Source organism: Anaerostipes butyraticus (genome assembly GCF_016586355.1).
In the GTDB taxonomy this organism is placed as follows: domain Bacteria; phylum Bacillota; class Clostridia; order Lachnospirales; family Lachnospiraceae; genus Anaerostipes; species Anaerostipes butyraticus.
This window is the reverse complement of the sequence record NZ_BLYI01000043.1, coordinates 101819-117875: the sequence shown is the minus strand read 5'-3', so window position 1 is coordinate 117875 and position 16057 is coordinate 101819. Positions and strand designations below refer to the sequence as shown.

The window sequence follows — 16057 nt, the reverse complement described above, 5'->3', positions numbered from 1 at the left end:
TTTAATATATATGAGGTTAAAGGAGACTATTATGCTAACGAAGAAGACAAAAATTATTTGTACAATGGGACCTGCAACAGATGATGACGCTGTGTTAAAACAGCTGATGCAGGAAGGAATGGATATCGCTCGTCTGAACTTTTCTCATGGAGATCATGAGGAACAGCTGGGAAGAATCAAGAGAATTAAGAAATTCAGAGAGGAACTGAACCTTCCAATTGCTATTCTTCTGGATACAAAAGGACCTGAAATCCGTACCGGGCTGCTTGCAGGTGGAGAAGACGTAGAATTAAAAGAAGACCAGAAATTTACATTAACAACCAGAGATGTTGAAGGAACAGAGGAGATCGTAAGTGTTACATACGAAGAACTTCCTCAGGATGTTGAAGCAGGAAATACAATCCTGATCGATGACGGACTGATTGAGCTTCGTGTGGACGAGATCAAAGACGGAACTGATGTTGTCTGTACTGTAAAGAACGGAGGCATGCTTGGAAGCCGCAAAGGTGTCAATGTGCCAAACGTAAAAGTAAATCTTCCATCTATTACAGAAAAAGATAAAGCAGATATCGAGTTTGGTCTGGAAAACGGAATTGATTTTATCGCTGCTTCCTTTATCCGTAATGCGGATGCCGTAAAAGAAATCAAAGCAATCGTAGAAGCTCATGGAATGGATGTAGGCGTTATTTCTAAGATTGAGAATATTGAAGGTGTTGAAAACATCGATGCGATCATCGATGCATCTGACGGTGTTATGATCGCAAGGGGTGATCTTGGAGTAGAGATTCCGGCAGAAGAAGTGCCATTTTTACAGAAAGCGATCATTAAGAAATGTAACAATGCATTTAAGCCGGTCGTAACAGCTACACAGATGCTGGATTCCATGATCCGCAATCCTCGTCCGACCCGTGCGGAAGTTACAGACGTAGCCAATGCAATTTACGATGGAACAGATGCGATCATGTTATCTGGTGAGACAGCAAAAGGAAAACATCCGGTAGAAGCTGTACGCATGATGAATCAGATTGCGATCTCTACAGAGCTTCACTTAGATGCAAAAGTTAAAAACTTCCGTTCTGTTTATGTTCACAGAGGAATTTCCGCTGCTGTTGCTTATGCTGCAGTACAGACAGCAACCAATGTAAATGCAAAATGTATTCTTGCATCCAGCATGTCAGGATTCACAGCAAGAATCGTATCCAAGTTCAAACCGGATGCTCAGATCGTTGGTCTTTCTCCGGATCCGGCTGTTGTTCGTAAGATGCAGTTATACTGGGGTGTTCGTCCATTCTTATCTCACAAAGCAAATACAACACAGGAAATCCTGGACGAAGCAACAGAGATTGTATTAAAAGCTGGCGTTGCAGATAACAACGATGTTTTAGTCCTCACAGGAGGCGGAGTTGCAGATCGCCGCGGCGGAGTAACCAATATGCTGAAAGTTGTTAAAATTGGTGAATAATTGACATAAATATGTGTTAAAATGGGGATGTAGCAATACATCCTCATTTTGCTTTAATCATCGGGTGGGAGAAATGATAATTTCGAAAAATGCATACATATCAGAAATACTGCGCAGAAGAGAAAAGCAGATCATAAAAAGAATCCAAAGACAGAAAAGTATCCCGTTTTTATATTGTGTAACCCTGCCTTTGTGGAAATCTGCGTTTCTGGAGATTTATGAATATGATGAGCTGCTTTCTGATTTCTATCAGGGAGAGAACATTGTGGTCGTCGGTCTGGCAGCCGGAAGAGAAGATGCTCTGGTCATGACAAAACGGATTGTGCAGGATCTGGCTGGTGCAGATCAGATGAAGGAAGCCGTAGAATATTTTTGTGGAGAAGAATCATGACGATTGTTTTTTTGATTTTGAAAATTATAGGCATAATCATACTGATTCCGCTGGTTATCCTGGCGGTCCTTCTGATCTGTCCCATTGCTTATCGCCTGGAGGCAGAATTTGACGGAAAGCCTCATGTAAAAGCGAGGGTCCGCTGGGCATTTCCTCTGTTTGGAATGAAGGCGTCTTATGAAGAGAGCCTGGATGTGGCGGTGAGAATTTTCGGAATTCCGATTTATCGGACCGATCCGGGAAAATGGTCTTTGCTTGGCGGAGGGAAAAAAGATTCTGTTGTAGAAGAAGCGGTAAAAGAAGAAACGCAGAAGACAGACAGCTCCATAAACCCGAAAGAGAGGTTTCCGGACAGTCTTCCTGAACCGGAACATCAGCCGGGGGAGCCGGAAGGACCGGTAACGGATATTCTGGATCTTGCCTGGGATGAGGAGGAAACAGAGAAAACCGTGGAGGAAGCCGGGGTTCTCCAAAGGAAAGAAAAACCGCGAAAAAAAGTCTCTGAAAGATTCGTAGATTTCTTTCGAAAGTGTTATAATAAATGGAAAAATATTTTAAACAAGCTAAAGAGGCTGGCGAGAAAAGGAACGTCAATCCTGGATCTTCTGGAAGATGAACAGCTGAGAAGGGCTGCGGTCAGAATCAAGGGATATTTCCTGCGGGGCGCGGGGTATCTGATGCCCCAGAAACTGGAAGGCAGGATCGTATTCGGCCTGGAAGATCCGGCAGATACGGGGAAGGTTCTTGGCTGGATTGCCGCTGCCATGCCGCTGTATGGCGACCGTCTGGATGTGACGCCGGATTTTACCCGTAAGATCATAGAGGGAAAAGTGCTGGCGGCTGGACGGATCAGACGTTATAAGATATTAAAACTTGTATGGGATATTTACCGTGATAAGGATCTGATCCGGCAGAAAGACCGGGCTGTAAAGATAGTAGGAGGTTGACGTTATGGGAAAAGAAAAATTGAACGAAACAGTAAATTCTCTGTTTCAGGGGATGGAAGGATTTCTGACTTCCAAAACAGTAGTTGGAGAACCAATCTATATTAAAGATACGATCATACTGCCTTTGGTGGATGTTTCTTTTGGAATGGGAGCCGGCGCTTTTGAGGCGGAAAAAAAGAACCGCAGCGGAGGAGGAATCGGCGGCAAGCTGACACCAAGCGCAGTTCTTGTGATCCGGGACGGGCAGACGAAACTCGTCAATGTAAAGAATCAGGAAACAATCGTAAAGCTTCTTGATATGGTGCCGGATGTGATTGATAAATTTACAAAAAAAGAAGAAACTCTGGAAGATATTGTGGAAGATCTGGAAAATGAGAAAGAATAAAAGAGTCCGGCAGGACTCTTTTTGCTTTTTTGTGCATATGCTGTAGTAAGAGATAATTAGATCAGCGGCAGGTGAAAACATGAAAAGAGTTTGTGCGATTGCGGTTTGTTTTTTTGGAATAGGACTGGTAACCGGCCTGTTTATTAGTCATGATTTTACGCAGATCATTTTGTGTATTGTGTGTATGATCATGGGATACTGCCTCTTCTTTTACTGATGATGCCTGTTTCTGAAATAAAAAAAGAGCCGGATGACTATCCAACTCTTTGTGGTTTATATTAAACAAATCAAAGTGATTAGGCGCGTTCAACCTTACCAGATCTTAAGCAAGAAGTACAAACGTACATTTTCTTTGCTCCGCCGTTAACTTTCACCTTTACGGATTTAATATTTGATTTCCACATTTTGTTTGATCTTCTATGTGAGTGACTGACTGCATTTCCAAAATGAGCGCCTTTTCCGCAAATAGCACATTTTGCCATGTTAGCACCTCCTTCTTCAAATCTTCTCCCATGTTCATTCCGGGCTCGACAACTATTTCATTCTAACAGATAGTTTTCTAAAAATCAAGATAAAATTTGTTTTTATTTTTTGAGAAAAAGAGAGATACTTACAGGGAAACAAGTATGTCCTGACAGACGTTCAGGGCTGGACGCACCTTGTGGGATAAGGTATAATCATCTTATAATTCTTGGCTGGAGGTAATTATATGAAAGGTTCTATAAAGACGAAAAACGGAGAAATCACCATTGATAATCAGGTAATCGCAAAATATGCCGGAATCTGTGCTCTTGGATGCTTTGGGATTGTCGGAATGGCGATGGTGAACGTAAAAGACGGGATTGTAAAACTGCTGACAAGAGACAATATCCGGAAAGGTGTTTTTGTTTCAGTAAAAGAAAATAAGATTACTATAGAATTTCACATCATCGTATCTTATGGGGTTTCAATTTCAGCGGTTGTGAATAATCTAATGGAATCAGTGAAATACCGAGTGGAAGAATTCACAAGCCTGGAGGTTGAAGGGATTAATATATACGTGGAAAGCGTAAAAGATATAGGATAAAGATGGAGGCAGAAAACATGAAACAGGTAGATGCGTCTTTGCTGCAGAAGATGTTGATCGGCGGCGCCGAGCGCCTTGAAGCGCAGAAAGAATATATTAATGAGCTGAATGTTTTCCCGGTTCCGGATGGAGACACGGGGACGAATATGACGATGACGGCCATGGCGGCGGCCAAAGAAGTCGCCAGTGCGGAACTTTCCATCAAAGAAATTACCAGAGGACTGTCCAGCGGTTCTCTTCGCGGAGCCAGGGGGAATTCGGGAGTTATTTTATCACAGCTGTTCCGGGGATTTTATAAAGGAGTCAAAGAGGAAGAAACGCTGAGCACAAAGGCTGTGGCAGCGGGATTTAAATATGCTGCGGATACGGCATACAGGGCTGTGATGAAGCCGAAAGAAGGGACAATCCTTACAGTAGCCAGGGCGGCGGCAGACGCAGCGGTAAATGCGGCCCGTCAGGAAGAAGATTTCCAGGAATTTGCGAAGATCGTTTTAGAAGAAGCGGAAAAGGTGCTTGAACGGACGCCGGAGATGCTGCCGGTCTTAAAAGAAGCCGGAGTTGTAGATTCCGGAGGTCAGGGGCTGGTTGAGTTTCTTCGGGGTGCAGTGGAAGTGATGTCTGGGAAAAACATACAGATGGACGGAATGAAAAAAGCGCCTCAGAAAGCAGCTTCTGCTCAGAGAAAAGACGGCCGTGAAGAAGAGATTCGATTTGGCTATTGTACCGAATTTATCGTGATGCTTGAAGAAACCTGGAGTGATGAAAAGGAGCAGGATTTTAAATCTTATCTTTCAGGAATCGGTGACTGCGTTGTTGTCGTAGGGGATGAAGATATTGTAAAGGTTCATGTTCATACCAATCATCCGGGAAAAGCGATTGAGAAAGGTCTGACTTATGGAGAGCTGACCAGCATGAAGATTGATAACATGAGGGAAGAACATCAGGAACGGCTGCATCTGACCCGGGAAACATCCGGGACAAAAGAAATGGCCGGGAAGAAGAAGGAATCAAGAAAGCCTTATGGATTTATTGCGGTTTCCATTGGTGACGGACTGAATCAGATTTTCAGGGATCTGGGAGTCGATTGCCTGATCGAAGGCGGACAGACGATGAATCCGAGTACGGAAGATCTGCTGGAGGCAGTGGATCAGGTCAGCGCGGATACGATTTTCATTCTTCCGAACAATAAGAATATTATTCTGGCTGCAAATCAGGCAAAGTCTCTTGTGGAAGATAAGCAAATTATCATTATTCCTACGAAGACAGTTCCACAGGGAATTTCTGCGTTTATTGGGTTTGAACCGGAGCAGGATGTGGAGACAAATGTGGAAAACATGACGGAGATGATGGAGAATGTCAGAACCGGTGAGGTGACTTATGCGGTAAGAAATACATCGGTCGGAGGAAAAGAGATCAAAGTCAATGATATTATGGGGATTGATGATGATGGAATCAAAGAAGTTGGTCAGGATATTAAAAAAGTCGCGCTGGATCTTCTGAATGATATGACAGATGAAGACAGTGAACTGATCAGTGTTTATTATGGACAAGATGTAACGAAAGAAGACGCAGAGCAGATGGCAGAGAAGATAGAAGAGAAGTATCCGGACTGTGATGTACAGCTGGAATATGGAGGACAGCCGGTCTACTATTTCCTGATGTCCGTAGAGTAAAAACAGCCGGCATTTATGAGGAAGGGAAAGGCGGATTTTGGCAGATCCGTTTTGCCGCTTCCTCTTTTTAACAGACAGGGAGAACTTCTGATACGCAAAAAGAGTCTGCCTGTGACAGATGGGAGCAGAGTAAAATGGATGGAATGACGAATTTAATCGAGCTAAAAGGAATTGGGGAGAAAACTGCGGCGGCATTTGCCAGAATGGGGGTACGGAATGTAGACAGCCTGATCAGTATGTATCCAAGATATTATCTGACATATGATGATCCGGTTTCCGTCGGTGATCTGGAAATCGGACAGAGGGCTTCTGTTTTGCTGAGGATTGATTCTGAGGTCCATATCAGATATGCCAAAAGGATGAAAATCGTAACCTGTCTTGGAAAAGATGGAACAGGCATCGTGAGTCTTACATGGTTTAATATGCCATATTTGAAAAAACAGCTGCACCGGGGGCGGGACTATGTTTTTACCGGAACGCCGGTTTTTAAAAATGGACGGCTCTGCATGGAACATCCGGAGATTTCAGAGCCGGAGGATTACAAAGAGAAACAGGAAACGCTGCAGCCGGTATATCCTCTGACGACGGGACTGACCAACAAACAGGTCTCTAAGGCAGTGGCACAGGCCAAAGATTATATTCTGAAAATCCCGGAATATCTTCCGGAACAGATCATGGAAAAATATCGTCCTATGGATTACGGGCAGGCTCTCTGGAACATTCATTTTCCAGAGTCGAAAAACACTCTGATCCAGGCGAAAAAAAGACTGATTTTTGATGAATTTTTTGTTTTTATTTCGGCTATGCATATGCTGTCAGATGACAGGGAAGAAAAAAGCAGTTATCCGATTTCAGACTGCCCGCAGGCAGAGAAACTGATCCGGTCGCTTCCATATGAACTGACCGGGGCACAGAAGCGGGCGCTGGCAGAGATGAAACATGATCTGTCTTCCGGAAAGATTATGAATCGTCTGGTACAGGGAGATGTAGGATCCGGCAAGACGATCCTGGCGGTGATCCTGCTTTTGATGTGTGCAGAGGCAGGCTATCAGGGCGTTTTAATGGCGCCGACGGAAGTGCTGGCCAATCAGCATTATGAGACATTTCAGGAACTGCTGTCACCTTACGGCGTACGGATTGTCCTGCTGACAGGATCGACAAAAGCCAGGGAAAAGCGGGAAATTTATGAGAAAATGAAAAGTCATCAGGCAGATATCATCATAGGAACCCATGCCCTGATCCAGGAAAAAGCAGAATATGACCAGCTGGCTCTGGTGATCACAGATGAACAGCATCGTTTCGGAGTACGTCAGAGAGAGAGTCTGTCATTGAAAGGGGACAAGCCTCATGTGCTGGTAATGAGTGCGACACCGATTCCGAGAACGCTTGCGATTATCCTGTATGGAGATCTGGATGTATCTTTGATTGATGAAGTGCCGGCAAACCGGCTCCCGATAAAAAACTGTGTCGTTAATACCAGTTACCGGCCAACGGCGTATCGTTTTATTGAGAAGCAGGTAAGAGAGGGCCGTCAGGCGTATGTAATATGCCCGATGGTGGAAGAAAGTGAGGCCATGGAAGGAGAAAATGTCATTCAGTATGCGGCTATGCTGCGAAATCATCTGCCGCCATCCATCCGGGTGGAGTGTCTTCACGGACGGATGAAAGCGAAAGAAAAACAGCAGATCATGGATGATTTTGCTGATGGGAAGATTCAGGTTCTGGTGTCTACAACGGTAGTGGAAGTAGGAGTCAATGTTCCAAATGCAACGGTGATGATGGTGGAAAACGCAGAAAGGTTCGGACTTGCACAGCTGCATCAGCTGAGAGGCCGGGTCGGCAGAGGAGAGCATCAGTCTTACTGTATTTTCATGACAGGATCAAAGAAAAAGGAGACGATGAAACGTCTGGAAGTCCTGAATCGGTCCAACGATGGATTTTATATTGCCAATGAAGATCTGAAACTGAGAGGACCGGGAGATTTCTTTGGCGTGCGCCAGAGTGGAATGATGGATTTTATTCTGGCGGATGTTTATAATGATGCGGATATTATGAAACAGGCAGCGGATGCTGTGAAGGAACTGGAAGAAGAAGGGTTTGATTTTTCAGCAATTAAAAACAGCAGATTGGAAAAACAGATCAGCCTGGCACACAATTTGTAAGGAGGAATGAGTATGGTTCGTTATTATTTTAGGTTTACCGGAAGAGTACAGGGCGTTGGTTTTCGGTTTTTTGTCAGCATGAATGCAGAAAAATGCAGGCTGACAGGATATGTCAGAAATCTGCCGGACGGCTCTGTGGAGGCGGAAGTTCAGGGGACTGCGTCTGCGGTTGAAAAGTTTTTAGACATGACTCAGAATGACGCATACCATTTTATCCGGATCGATCATATTGAACGCAGCGAACGGCCTCTGAAAGAAGGAGAAAAGAAGTTCAGGGTAGCGTATTAAATGAAAAACGGCTGATTTGAAAAAAATGTCAGCCGATGTAAAAACTCCTAGTGTATCTTTTGATGGTTGGAGCATACTATCATCGTAACAACAAACCACAAAAGAAATGGAGGACATTCAACATGGAAGAACGAACTTCAGCAAGAAGCAAAGGAACAAACAGAGTCGAGGTGCCGGAGGCAAGAGGCGCTTTAGACAGATTTAAGTTTGAAGTTGCAAATGAAATCGGGGTAGACTTAAAAGAAGGATACAACGGACATCTGACAACAGCTCAGGCTGGTTCTGTCGGAGGCGAAATGGTTCGTAAAATGATCCGCAGACAGGAAGAGGAAATGTCCCGATAGAAAACAAAAGATAATCAAAGCACAGAATTGGTGCCTGAAAAAGCAAAAAGGCGGATTTTGAAAATCTGCCGGCATGAGGAGAAGCAGCGAAAAGAAAGTTTCGCTGCTTCTTCTCTATCTGGTTGACAAATTTTTAATATATAATAAAATAAAGAGAAGTAAAAGATAAGGATGTTTTATGTAATGAGAGTGATAGCAGGAAGCGCCAAGAGCTTAAAATTAAAGACGATCGAGGGGAATGATACCAGACCTACCCAGGACCGGATCAAAGAAACCCTGTTTAATATGATTCAGTATGATGTAGCAGGATGTTCTTTTCTGGATCTCTTTGGAGGAAGTGGAGGGATTGGCATTGAAGCTTTAAGCCGCGGAGCGGGGGAAGCATGTTTTGTTGAAAAATCCAGGCGGGCTGTACGCTGTATCCGGGAGAATCTTGCGCATACGCATCTGACAGAACGGGCGCAGGTTATGGAGATGGAAGTTTCAGAAGCGCTTCGCCGTCTGGAACAGCAGGGAAAAGAATTTGATTACATATTTATGGATCCGCCGTATAAGAAGGGATTTGAAGAGGCGGTATTGAGACAGCTGGATCAGCTGTCTGTATGCGGGGAGGATACGATGGTGATTGTGGAGTCTTCACTGGATACGGAGATTTCTGATTCATGGTTCCAGAACCTTCATGTTATTCGGGTGAAGGAATATAAGACCAATAAGCATACATTTTTGAAAAAATCTTAGGAGGATAAAACAATGAGCATTGCCGTATATCCGGGGAGTTTTGATCCGGTGACTTATGGGCATTTAGACATTATTGAGAGATCAGCGAAAGTGTTTGACAAGCTGATTGTCGCGGTTTTGGTGAACAGCGAGAAGAAGCCGCTGTTTACGACGGAAGAAAAGATAAAGATGATACAGGAAGGGATAAAACATCTGGACAATGTAGAGGTCGCTTCTTTTTCCGGGCTGCTGGTGGATTTTGCAAGGCAGAGGAATGCGAATGTTTCTGTCAGGGGACTGCGGGCAGTTACAGATTTTGAATATGAAATTCAGATTGCCCAGACAAATCGTCAGCTGAATAAAAATCTGGATACGATGTTTTTTACGACCAGCATGGAATATTCTTATGTAAGTTCTACGATCGTAAAAGAAATCGCGTCCTATGGGGGAGATGTATCGACGATGGTGACTCCTTTTGTAGAGAAGTGTCTGAGAGATAAATTTGCACGACAGGAGGCATAAGATGAGTGAAAAGTATTTGCATGAAATGATCGATGATATAGAGGTTTTGATTGATGAGGCGAAACCGGCGAGATTCAATCCCGGGAAGATCGTGATTGATAAAGATGTCCTTGTAACAGTGATCGAAGAACTGCGCAAGCAGATCCCCGGAGAAATTGAGCGGAGCCATAAGATCATGAGGAACAAAGAAACGATTCTGGAAGAAGCGAGAAGACAGGCTCAGGAAATGATCAATCAGGCGGCAGAGGAAGCGGGAACCCTGATCGATGAGAACGAGATTGTGGAAATGGCTAAGATGAGAGCAGATGAGATTGAAGGAAATGCCAGCAGCCATGCACAGGAAGTAATCCGCAGCGCCAATGAAGAGGCGGATCAGATACGGATTGGCGCTCTTCAGTATACAAAAGAAATCATGGAAGATGTCCAGGGATATGTTACAAGTGTGATCGAGGCGCAGCAGAGTGTTTTTGGACAGCTGATGGACACATTGAATTCTGATCTGGATTCTATATCCGCAAATGCCAGAGAGATTGAGGAACAGCTTACCGGAGCTTCTCAGCCAAAAGCACGGACCGTGGAAGATTTCATATCAAAAGAGGAGTAATGCCAGGAATCCGCTCAGGCAGGAAAAGACGGCTTTTGTACATAGGTACCGGGATATGGACATCCGGCTTTCTCTGGAGACGGCAGCTGTCTGTGCGGCGCTGCAGAGCCCTCCAAAGGAGCTGACAGCACATAAAGCGGCAGCTTTTTGGGACAGTGTCAGCGGCAGAGACCCGAAATGAGTAATTCCTGTGGTAATTTCCAGGCATCCGATCAGCAGATCAACCGGCGGGAAAGAAGGAAGCGACAGCAGCAGGTTTGCGCCGATGGAAAAAATCATGATATAGATTCCGATCGTAAAGATGGAACGGAGACTGTCAAACAGGATTTCATCCAGAGATTTTTGCGGGAAACGGGCCGGCTGGCCGGGATGTTCACAGAAGAATCCTTCCCGGTGCAGGCAGATGGCGTGATAGAGGAAATAAACGGCGCCCGGTGCGTACAGACAAAGAAAGAACAACGGAGCAGGGACTTTGTCGTTCAGAATCAGATGCAGGGTATATCCTATGGTGAACATGGGACTTACCTGATTGCATACAGCAAGAAGGCACTGGCCTTCTTTTTTTGTACAGGAACCGGAAAGAATAAGATCATTGATGATCTTAGCTCCAAGGGGATATCCGCAGAAAAGCCCCAGGATCATAGTATAGGCAAGATCCCGGTTCAGCGCCGGGAATTTCCGGTAAATCGGATAAAAAAGCCATGACAGGAGATGGAGAGTCTGGTATTTATTCATCAGACCGGTGAGCACAAGAAAAGGCAGGAGCGCAGGAACGATAGTTCCGGACCAGAGCAGCAGGCCTTCTTTTGCTCCTTCCATGCAGGTTCCGGGGAAAAAGAACAGCAGGCAGGCAAAAAAAAGAAGAATCAGCTGAAATTGTATTTTTTTCATAAAAGACCTCCCGGCAGATTTTTGTATTAGTTTATGTGCCGGGAGGGAAAACTAGACGATAATTTGCCGATCTTTCCAGTTTTGATGAAATTTTTCTCCGAGAATCGTATGATAAATAAGATTTGCCCTTCGTTCGACTGAAAGAAGCGGGAGAAGATCGGGAGGCATAGTGTCTTTTAATGGACGGCAGTGCCGGATCATGGGGATGGAAGCGTGTTCCTGCATGGCGGCAATGACGCAGGAGGCGCTTTTTTTAAATCCCAGGATCTGATAATAAAGCCGGTAATTATGCCGGGACAGATAATCAGCATGTTCTTTGGTCATTCCAAGGAGAATGTGCATCAGGCTGCGGCTGATCCGGCTCCAGGTAATGTTTTTCCCTTTGCAGCGGGAAACAATGTCGGTAAAGCTGCAGGAAAACCCGGCTGCTTTTCGGATGGAAGCCTGAAGATCGGAAGAAACATCCCAATAGTCTGTGAGTTCCGGCTGTGACAGAATCCTGTACTTCAGGAGAAGCGAAAAATCATCGCTGCAGACTGGAAAATCTTTTTGAAAATGTTCCTGCATCAGCGGAAAGACTGTGCGGGGGACGGCAGACGCAATATCTGAAAGCGTTCCGTGTGTTTCGATGGAAGCCCGGACAGCGCTTGCGGAGGCAATGGAGCCTTTGGCAGGAAGCGCAGATTCGTGATGCCGGCTTTCCTGACGTGTGACGCAGAAAGGCTGGATCGAGCTGCCGCTTTCCCGAAGAGCACGCAGATACTCCAGACCCAGAAGATTGTTGGGTTCTTCTGCCACAGCGATCCAGTCAGGATTGGGGGCAAGGCGGTGAAGAGCAAGAGCTCTTGCTTTCGGGTAGGAGTGACCAAGTTTTACGTAATCAGAAGCAAGATCTTCCAGATCCTGGTGTCTCCGGGTAAGAAAATCAGAAATCTCTTCCAGAAGACGGATGCTGCCGCATTCACTTCCGAATGAAAGAAAATCAACAATGCCCAGCTGATTTAAAAGAGCAACGCTTCCTGCGGCAAAATGCGGAGCGGAACTGCAGGCGGACCACAGAGGAAGTTCTATGACCAGATCGGCTCCGTTTAGAAGCGCCATTTTTGTGCGCAGCTGTTTTTCCATGATGGCAGGAGTCCCTCTCTGCACATAATTTCCGCTCATCAGAGCGATGACATAGTCGGCTCCCGTCTTTTCTTTTGTTTCGCGGATATGGTATGCGTGTCCGTTATGAAATGGATTGTATTCGCAGATGATAGCAGCTGTTTTCATATAAATTCCTTTCTGTTTTTTGTTAAAATCATTATAAACGAGATGGGGGAAAAAGTAAAACTGCACAAAAAATGAAAAATAAATGGCAAGCATCTTGTCAGGAGATACAAAAGAATGTAGAATAAATATAGTTTTACGGCATGATAGAACCAGAATTTTCGTCCTGGTTCTGGTTTGTGTACGGTGAAAAATACAAATACCTCGGTTGTATACAAACAAATGATGTTGTATAATTTAAATGGATTAAATTCATCTTTGCAGAAAGTTGAAAGGAGCAACGCAAATGAGTGTTATTGATGAGATTAAGAACAAGGCAAAAGCGAACAAAAAAACAGTCGTACTGCCTGAGACAACGGACATGAGAACATTGACAGCAGCGGCAGAAGTGCTTGCGGACGGAATCGCAGATGTGATCCTGGTCGGAAAAGAAGAGGAGATCAAAGAGCGTGCCGGAGATCTGGATATTTCCGCCGCTTCTTTTGTGGATCCGGATCATTGTGAGAGACTGAATACATATATCGAGTCTCTGTGCGAGGCAAGAAAGAGCAAAGGACTTCTTCCGGAAGACGCAAAAGAGATCCTGCTGTCCAACCCATTGTTCTTCGGAGCAACGATGGTGCGCGTGGGAGATGCTGACGGAATGGTTGCAGGAGCGATCAATTCATCTGCCAATGTTTTAAGAGCGGCTCTTCAGGTTGTAAAAACAGCGCCGAATACAGAGATTGTCTCAGCGTTTATGCTGATGGATACACCGGTTCGGGATATGGGAGCCAACGGATGTTTTGTGTTTGCTGACTGCGGATTAAACCAGAATCCAAATCCGGAACAGCTGGCAGCTATCGCCGCAAGTTCCGCAAAAACATTTGAGCAGCTGATCGGAGAAACTCCAAAAGTGGCAATGCTGTCTCATTCTACATGCGGAAGCGCAAAACATGACGATGTAACAAAAGTTGTAGAAGCCACAGCCATTGCAAAAGAAAAATATCCTCAGTATCTGATCTGTGGAGAACTTCAGCTGGATGCTGCGATCGTGCCGGAAGTAGCCGCAGCCAAAGCGCCGAGAGAAAGCCAGGTGGCAGGACATGCGAATGTGCTTGTATTCCCGGATCTGGATGCCGGAAATATCGGTTACAAACTGGTACAGAGACTGGGCGGAGCTCAGGCTTACGGACCGATCACACAGGGAATCGCAAAGCCGGTCAACGACTTATCCAGAGGATGTGTCGCTTCTGATATTGTCGGAGCGGTAGCGATCACATGTGTACAGGCAGCAGCGTTAGAAGCAGAAAAATAAAAAGGATTAAGGAGAATAAATTTCATGAAAGTTTTGGTTATCAATTGTGGAAGCTCATCATTAAAATATCAGCTGATCGATTCTGAAACAGAAGAAGTATTGGCAAAAGGATTATGTGAAAGAATTGGAATTGACGGAGCTTTGACTCATCAGCCGGCAGGAAAAGATAAGATCAAGTCTGAGCCGGCAATGCCGGATCATAAGACGGCGATCGGCATTGTGCTTGAGCAGCTGACAGACAAAGAAAACGGAGTGCTGGAAAGTCTGGATGAGATCGGCGCGGTAGGACATCGTATTGTGCACGGCGGAGAGAAATTTACGAAATCATGCATCATTACGGATGAAGTGATAAAAGAGGTAGAAGAGTGCAGTGTGTTTGCTCCGCTTCATAACCCGGCAGGACTGATCGGAGTACGTGCATGTCAGGAATTGATGCCGAATCTTCCAATGGTTGCTGTTTTTGATACGGCATTTCATCAGACAATGCCGGAAAAAGCATATTTATATGGAATTCCTAGAAAATATTATGACGAAGACGGAATCCGCCGTTATGGATTCCATGGAACTTCTCATCAATTTGTTTCCACAGAAGCTGCAAAGATGTTAGGAAAAGAGATAGAAGATCTGAAGATTATTGTCTGCCATCTGGGAAATGGTGCAAGTGTAACTGCGGTGCAGGGAGGAAAATCTGTCGATACTTCCATGGGTCTTACACCGCTTGAGGGGCTGATCATGGGAACAAGATCCGGAGACCTGGATCCTGCGATCATTGAGTTTATTGCAAACAAAGAGAATAAGACAGCTTCAGAAGTTGTAAATATTCTGAATAAAGAATCCGGTGTTTATGGATTATCCGGCGTATCTTCTGATTTCAGAGATATCAAAGCAGCTAAAGCTGAAGGAAACAAGGCTGCCGGAGCAGCGCTGGATGCGTTTGTTTACCGCGTTGTAAAATATATCGGAGCATATGCCGCAGCGATGAATGGAGTGGACGCGATCGCGTTTACCGCAGGAGTTGGAGAAAATGATGATGCCACAAGAGCGCAGATCTGCAGTTATCTGGGATATCTTGGAGCGAAGATCGATCCGGAAAAGAACAATGTCCATGGAGAAGAAGCGGTTATTTCATCTGATGATTCCAAAGTGACCCTTCTCTGCATCCCAACCAATGAAGAGCTGATGATCGCAAGAGATACAGTGGCATTGGTGAAATAAAGAGCAAAAAGAAAAGTCAAGAAAAATTTCTTGACAAACAATAAGGGCATTCGTATAATAGTATAGTATGATTTTTAGGAGATAGTATGAAGGTTCAGTTATCAAAAGCAATTTCAGTAAAGAATTATACGGAAACAGTGGAGTGTCATATTGACATGGAGAAGATCCGCCTGAAAGGTGCGGCCTATCCTGTTCTTGAGAAACATTCGTTTCCTGTGATACTGAAAAATGAGGGGAGAGAATCCGTATCTGTCAGATTTGAGACGAAAGTGGTTCTTGGAATCCCGTGCAGCAGGTGTCTTGATGAAGTGCCTTACGAGATTATTCTGAAGTACGAAGGAGAGAGTGATTTTCTCCATCCGTCCAAAGAAGATGATCTGGCAGCCTGTATAGAGGAGAAAGAACTGGATCTGGACATGCTGGTCTTCGATGAAATTGTTCCGCAGCTGCCTTCCAGAGTGCTGTGCAGAGAGGACTGCAAAGGACTTTGTCCGGTGTGCGGGACGAATCTGAATGAAAAAGAGTGTGGCTGCGATCGTACGGTGGCAGACCCGCGTATGGCAGCAATTCAGGATATTTTTAAGAATTTTAAGGAGGTGTAAACCGATGTCAATTTGTCCAAAGAATAAATCATCCAAAGGAAGAAGAAACAGACGTAGAGCTAACTGGAAGATGACAGCTCCAACGCTTGTAAAATGCAGCAAATGTGGTGCTCTTATGATGCCTCACAGAGTATGTAAATCCTGTGGATCTTACAATAAAAAAGAAATTGTTTCAGCACACGCTGAATAGAACGGGTACGTCAGGGCGCACCTGATGAATGA

The 16057-nt window shown here is 44.8% G+C and carries 20 protein-coding genes; 17 read left to right on the top strand and 3 right to left on the bottom strand.

The window, feature by feature from the left end; genetic code table 11:
- Window positions 1-31: 31 nt before the first annotated feature.
- The 5 genes from pyk to JMF81_RS09895 all read left to right on the top strand — a co-directional run bounded on the left by pyk (window position 32) and on the right by JMF81_RS09895 (window position 3402).
- Window positions 32-1462, top strand: a complete 1431-nt coding sequence (gene pyk, locus JMF81_RS09915; protein ID WP_201311297.1) for a pyruvate kinase — start codon at window positions 32-34, stop codon at window positions 1460-1462.
- A gap of 73 nt (window positions 1463-1535) precedes the next feature.
- Complete coding sequence (locus JMF81_RS09910; RefSeq protein ID WP_201311296.1) at window positions 1536-1853, top strand: hypothetical protein; 318 nt, start codon at window positions 1536-1538, stop codon at window positions 1851-1853.
- A complete protein-coding gene (locus JMF81_RS09905; RefSeq protein WP_201311295.1) occupies window positions 1850-2800 on the top strand; it encodes a DUF2953 domain-containing protein in 951 nt (316 codons plus the stop codon). The genes JMF81_RS09910 and JMF81_RS09905 overlap by 4 nt, the downstream gene beginning before the upstream one ends.
- 4 nt (window positions 2801-2804) lie before the next feature.
- Window positions 2805-3185 (top strand): GerW family sporulation protein, encoded by a 381-nt coding sequence (locus JMF81_RS09900; RefSeq protein WP_201311294.1) that lies wholly within the window; start codon window positions 2805-2807, stop codon window positions 3183-3185.
- Window positions 3186-3264: 79 nt separating this feature from the next.
- The gene (locus JMF81_RS09895) at window positions 3265-3402 is read left to right on the top strand and encodes a hypothetical protein (protein ID WP_201311293.1); all 138 of its coding nucleotides are present in this window, start codon (window positions 3265-3267) and stop codon (window positions 3400-3402) included.
- A 79-nt stretch (window positions 3403-3481) separates the two neighbouring features.
- On the opposite strand, the gene rpmB is transcribed toward JMF81_RS09895, so the two are convergent.
- Window positions 3482-3667 (bottom strand): 50S ribosomal protein L28, encoded by a 186-nt coding sequence (rpmB, locus tag JMF81_RS09890; RefSeq protein WP_201311292.1) that lies wholly within the window; start codon window positions 3665-3667, stop codon window positions 3482-3484.
- Between the two features lie 227 nt (window positions 3668-3894).
- On the opposite strand from rpmB, the gene JMF81_RS09885 reads away from it, so the two are divergent.
- From JMF81_RS09885 to JMF81_RS09850, 8 genes are all read left to right on the top strand, one after another.
- On the top strand, window positions 3895-4251 hold the full coding sequence (locus JMF81_RS09885; RefSeq protein WP_201311291.1) for an Asp23/Gls24 family envelope stress response protein: 357 nt from the start codon (window positions 3895-3897) through the stop codon (window positions 4249-4251).
- Window positions 4252-4268: 17 nt separating this feature from the next.
- Entirely contained in the window at window positions 4269-5924 is a 1656-nt protein-coding gene (locus tag JMF81_RS09880; RefSeq protein WP_243282602.1) for a DAK2 domain-containing protein, read from the top strand.
- Window positions 5925-6058: 134 nt separating this feature from the next.
- A complete protein-coding gene (gene recG, locus JMF81_RS09875) occupies window positions 6059-8086 on the top strand; it encodes an ATP-dependent DNA helicase RecG (protein WP_201311289.1) in 2028 nt (675 codons plus the stop codon).
- A gap of 12 nt (window positions 8087-8098) precedes the next feature.
- The gene (locus tag JMF81_RS09870) at window positions 8099-8374 is read left to right on the top strand and encodes an acylphosphatase (protein ID WP_201311288.1); all 276 of its coding nucleotides are present in this window, start codon (window positions 8099-8101) and stop codon (window positions 8372-8374) included.
- 122 nt (window positions 8375-8496) lie between these two features.
- Entirely contained in the window at window positions 8497-8718 is a 222-nt protein-coding gene (locus JMF81_RS09865; RefSeq protein WP_008391621.1) for an alpha/beta-type small acid-soluble spore protein, read from the top strand.
- A 183-nt stretch (window positions 8719-8901) separates the two neighbouring features.
- Window positions 8902-9456, top strand: a complete 555-nt coding sequence (gene rsmD / locus JMF81_RS09860; RefSeq protein WP_201311287.1) for a 16S rRNA (guanine(966)-N(2))-methyltransferase RsmD — start codon at window positions 8902-8904, stop codon at window positions 9454-9456.
- 12 nt (window positions 9457-9468) lie between these two features.
- The gene (gene coaD / locus JMF81_RS09855; protein WP_201311286.1) at window positions 9469-9957 is read left to right on the top strand and encodes a pantetheine-phosphate adenylyltransferase; all 489 of its coding nucleotides are present in this window, start codon (window positions 9469-9471) and stop codon (window positions 9955-9957) included.
- A gap of 1 nt (window position 9958) precedes the next feature.
- On the top strand, window positions 9959-10561 hold the full coding sequence (locus tag JMF81_RS09850) for a hypothetical protein (protein WP_201311285.1): 603 nt from the start codon (window positions 9959-9961) through the stop codon (window positions 10559-10561).
- Here JMF81_RS09850 and JMF81_RS09845 read toward each other — a convergent pair.
- The gene (locus JMF81_RS09845; RefSeq protein ID WP_201311284.1) at window positions 10547-11452 is read right to left on the bottom strand and encodes a sporulation protein; all 906 of its coding nucleotides are present in this window, start codon (window positions 11450-11452) and stop codon (window positions 10547-10549) included. The genes JMF81_RS09850 and JMF81_RS09845 overlap by 15 nt on opposite strands.
- A gap of 51 nt (window positions 11453-11503) precedes the next feature.
- Entirely contained in the window at window positions 11504-12724 is a 1221-nt protein-coding gene (locus JMF81_RS09840; RefSeq protein ID WP_201311283.1) for a tRNA(Met) cytidine acetate ligase, read from the bottom strand.
- A 283-nt stretch (window positions 12725-13007) separates the two neighbouring features.
- Here JMF81_RS09840 and pta point away from each other — a divergent pair, with 283 nt between their 5' ends.
- From pta to rpmF, 4 genes are all read left to right on the top strand, one after another.
- Complete coding sequence (pta, locus tag JMF81_RS09835) at window positions 13008-14018, top strand: phosphate acetyltransferase (RefSeq protein ID WP_201311282.1); 1011 nt, start codon at window positions 13008-13010, stop codon at window positions 14016-14018.
- Window positions 14019-14042: 24 nt separating this feature from the next.
- Complete coding sequence (locus tag JMF81_RS09830) at window positions 14043-15233, top strand: acetate/propionate family kinase (RefSeq protein WP_201311281.1); 1191 nt, start codon at window positions 14043-14045, stop codon at window positions 15231-15233.
- Window positions 15234-15319: 86 nt separating this feature from the next.
- Window positions 15320-15835: a YceD family protein gene (locus JMF81_RS09825; protein WP_201311280.1), complete on the top strand. Its 516-nt coding sequence runs from the start codon at window positions 15320-15322 to the stop codon at window positions 15833-15835.
- 4 nt (window positions 15836-15839) lie between these two features.
- Window positions 15840-16025, top strand: a complete 186-nt coding sequence (gene rpmF / locus JMF81_RS09820) for a 50S ribosomal protein L32 (RefSeq protein WP_201311279.1) — start codon at window positions 15840-15842, stop codon at window positions 16023-16025.
- Window positions 16026-16057 lie beyond the last annotated feature (32 nt).

What these genes read in the sequence shown, in the direction of transcription:
- JMF81_RS09895 (WP_201311293.1), top strand. Translation starts at nt 3,265, where the DNA reads ATGAAAAGAGTTTGTGCGATTGCGGTTTGTTTTTTTGGAATAGGACTG.
- JMF81_RS09905 (WP_201311295.1), top strand. Translation starts at nt 1,850, where the DNA reads ATGACGATTGTTTTTTTGATTTTGAAAATTATAGGCATAATCATACTG.
- JMF81_RS09885 (WP_201311291.1), top strand. Translation starts at nt 3,895, where the DNA reads ATGAAAGGTTCTATAAAGACGAAAAACGGAGAAATCACCATTGATAAT.
- rsmD (WP_201311287.1), top strand. Translation starts at nt 8,902, where the DNA reads ATGAGAGTGATAGCAGGAAGCGCCAAGAGCTTAAAATTAAAGACGATC.
- JMF81_RS09880 (WP_243282602.1), top strand. Translation starts at nt 4,269, where the DNA reads ATGAAACAGGTAGATGCGTCTTTGCTGCAGAAGATGTTGATCGGCGGC.
- coaD (WP_201311286.1), top strand. Translation starts at nt 9,469, where the DNA reads ATGAGCATTGCCGTATATCCGGGGAGTTTTGATCCGGTGACTTATGGG.
- JMF81_RS09910 (WP_201311296.1), top strand. Translation starts at nt 1,536, where the DNA reads ATGATAATTTCGAAAAATGCATACATATCAGAAATACTGCGCAGAAGA.
- JMF81_RS09850 (WP_201311285.1), top strand. Translation starts at nt 9,959, where the DNA reads ATGAGTGAAAAGTATTTGCATGAAATGATCGATGATATAGAGGTTTTG.
- JMF81_RS09845 (WP_201311284.1), bottom strand. Translation starts at nt 11,452, where the DNA reads ATGAAAAAAATACAATTTCAGCTGATTCTTCTTTTTTTTGCCTGCCTG.
- JMF81_RS09830 (WP_201311281.1), top strand. Translation starts at nt 14,043, where the DNA reads ATGAAAGTTTTGGTTATCAATTGTGGAAGCTCATCATTAAAATATCAG.
- JMF81_RS09865 (WP_008391621.1), top strand. Translation starts at nt 8,497, where the DNA reads ATGGAAGAACGAACTTCAGCAAGAAGCAAAGGAACAAACAGAGTCGAG.
- rpmF (WP_201311279.1), top strand. Translation starts at nt 15,840, where the DNA reads ATGTCAATTTGTCCAAAGAATAAATCATCCAAAGGAAGAAGAAACAGA.
- recG (WP_201311289.1), top strand. Translation starts at nt 6,059, where the DNA reads ATGGATGGAATGACGAATTTAATCGAGCTAAAAGGAATTGGGGAGAAA.
- pyk (WP_201311297.1), top strand. Translation starts at nt 32, where the DNA reads ATGCTAACGAAGAAGACAAAAATTATTTGTACAATGGGACCTGCAACA.
- pta (WP_201311282.1), top strand. Translation starts at nt 13,008, where the DNA reads ATGAGTGTTATTGATGAGATTAAGAACAAGGCAAAAGCGAACAAAAAA.
- JMF81_RS09870 (WP_201311288.1), top strand. Translation starts at nt 8,099, where the DNA reads ATGGTTCGTTATTATTTTAGGTTTACCGGAAGAGTACAGGGCGTTGGT.
- JMF81_RS09900 (WP_201311294.1), top strand. Translation starts at nt 2,805, where the DNA reads ATGGGAAAAGAAAAATTGAACGAAACAGTAAATTCTCTGTTTCAGGGG.
- JMF81_RS09825 (WP_201311280.1), top strand. Translation starts at nt 15,320, where the DNA reads ATGAAGGTTCAGTTATCAAAAGCAATTTCAGTAAAGAATTATACGGAA.
- rpmB (WP_201311292.1), bottom strand. Translation starts at nt 3,667, where the DNA reads ATGGCAAAATGTGCTATTTGCGGAAAAGGCGCTCATTTTGGAAATGCA.
- JMF81_RS09840 (WP_201311283.1), bottom strand. Translation starts at nt 12,724, where the DNA reads ATGAAAACAGCTGCTATCATCTGCGAATACAATCCATTTCATAACGGA.